The following is a 2160-nucleotide window of genomic DNA, read 5'->3' on the forward strand; positions in this document are numbered from 1 at the left end:
ATCCGTAATAACGCCTCTTTCAGATCTTTTTACTTTATCAACTTGCTCTGCCTGCTGTTCAATTGACATATTTTTATGAATAACACCTAAACCACCTTGTCTTGCAATTGCAATAGCAAGTTCAGCCTCTGTTACAGTATCCATACCAGCACTAATGATTGGGATATTAAGTTTTAAGCTAGGAGTCAGCTGTACACTTAAATCAACATCCCTTGGTAATACCTCTGATTTAGCTGGTACTAATAATACATCATCAAATGTTAAGCCTTCTTTAGAAAATTTTTGTTCCCACATAGTAAATCCCCCTTTTTTCGGCAAAATATTATTAGTAGATTATCAACAGTCATAACGACTGTCAAGGAAGGAGCAAAGAGTTTAAATATTTAGAATTTAGTAAATGGAGTGTACAATTTATGACAGCATCATTTTGGGAACGCTTACTATCTTATCATTCAACGGAAACCGTTCAAAAAAAACTGGAAAAATGTTATAAAAGGCTCTCTTTCGAAAATGCAAGTGGACTATCATATGAAAACGGCTACAGGTTCGTTTATTTTCTAAAGCATGGTGAAAATTTTTTCTTACAAGCAGGTCAATCGCCATACACAATTCAACCAATGCTGCTATTTTATGGTATATCACAATTAGTTAAAGCATGCCTTATTATTATCGATCCTGAATACCCATCCACATCTTCTGTTCTTGCACATGGTGTCTCTAGCAGGAAACGAAAAAAGCAACAATATCATTTTCTAAAAGATGAAATCAAAATACAAAGAAATGGCCTTTTTTCCCATGTAGCAAGTAAATTATTTCAAATTAATCATCTAGAAGCTGAAAAATACTCAATGGATTCTTTATTTAAGCAAATTGCAGAAATGAATGAGGTCTTTTCCTTTCATCATTCAAAAGAGCATTTTATTAAAGTTAAAAATCACCAGGGACATCTTTTGCTTTCAGAGGACATGGCACAATGTTTTCATATGTCTATAAAACGATTGGCAGAATTTCTTGAAGAGAAGTATGTAGTTAACATTATTGAATCAGATCTTGACGATGGTATGCTGCTAGACAATAATTTAATAACAAATTATCACTGTTTGCCGTTTTCTTATCACTTGGAGGAGGATTGTTTCTATATTCCAAATTCTCGGGAACTGTTGCTGAATCTCCCAGAGCTCTTAGTCCATTATTTACTTTTATACAATTTAAGCATGATTTCAAGATATGAAACCGAATGGTGGTATGAACTTCTACTTGGGGCTTCAAGTGATGATTATCCATTCATCTTACGATATATTGAGATTGCCAAACGGAAGATCCCTTACTTTATTTTAGATTTTTTAGAACATAATCTTTAAGGTGAGAGTTTTTTAAAATTTATATTTGAACAATTAAGAGAAAGTGTGTGAGTACAAGATTCTCTTACCTCTTGTAATTGAAATGGGAAGTCAAAAGGGAAATGACGCAATCGGCGAATTGTCGATTGCTCTTTAATTTATTTCATTTTTTATTAGTAAATTGAAACATAGAGCATTTTACGGTAATTTATTTAAACGAAACAAATATCAGTAATATTACATTTGATTCTGCTTTTATCTAAAAAACCTTACGGTTTTTATTTATTTAACTCCATAACAAAAAGACCAGTATTTCTACTGATCTTTTCTCCTTACCTGGCAACGTCCTACTCTCACAGGGGGAGACCCCCAACTACCATCGGCGCTGAAGAGCTTAACTTCCGTGTTCGGCATGGGAACGGGTGTGACCTCTTCGCCATCGCCACCAGATATATTAAGTTTGAAGGCATGTTCCTTCAAAACTAGATAACGATTTTTCAATTCATTTACTGAGCATACGCATTTGTATTAGGTTAAGTCCTCGATCGATTAGTATCAGTCAGCTCCACACGTCACCGCGCTTCCACCTCTGACCTATCAACCTGATCATCTTTCAGGGATCTTACGTTACAAAGTAACAGGGAAATCTCATCTTGAGGGGGGCTTCATGCTTAGATGCTTTCAGCACTTATCCCTTCCGCACATAGCTACCCAGCTATGCCTTTGGCAAGACAACTGGTACACCAGCGGTGCGTCCATCCCGGTCCTCTCGTACTAAGGACAGCTCCTCTCAAATTTCCTACGCCCACGACGGATAGGG

The 2160-nt window shown here is 36.1% G+C and carries 2 protein-coding genes and 2 rRNA genes; 1 reads left to right on the plus strand and 3 read right to left on the minus strand.

Features of this window, described 5'->3' with window-relative positions:
* A partial coding sequence (locus tag WQ54_RS17800) for an IMP dehydrogenase (protein ID WP_046585962.1) occupies window positions 1-294 on the minus strand: 294 nt, incomplete at its 3' end.
* A gap of 119 nt (window positions 295-413) precedes the next feature.
* Between WQ54_RS17800 and WQ54_RS17805 the strand changes: the two genes are divergently transcribed.
* Window positions 414-1361, plus strand: a complete 948-nt coding sequence (locus tag WQ54_RS17805; protein ID WP_046585621.1) for a YaaC family protein — start codon at window positions 414-416, stop codon at window positions 1359-1361.
* Window positions 1362-1674: 313 nt separating this feature from the next.
* Here WQ54_RS17805 and rrf read toward each other — a convergent pair.
* Both rrf and WQ54_RS17815 read right to left on the minus strand, forming a co-directional pair.
* Window positions 1675-1790 (minus strand): 5S ribosomal RNA (gene rrf / locus WQ54_RS17810).
* 79 nt (window positions 1791-1869) lie between these two features.
* Window positions 1870-2160: ribosomal RNA gene (locus tag WQ54_RS17815) — 23S ribosomal RNA — on the minus strand; the annotation flags it as partial.

It is taken from the genome of Bacillus sp. SA1-12 (genome assembly GCF_000981385.1).
In the GTDB taxonomy this organism is placed as follows: Bacteria; Bacillota; Bacilli; order Bacillales; family Bacillaceae; genus Metabacillus.

Bases quoted from the DNA above. Each gene is read 5' to 3' on its own strand.
- WQ54_RS17805 (WP_046585621.1), top strand. From the start codon at position 414: ATGACAGCATCATTTTGGGAACGCTTACTATCTTATCATTCAACGGAA.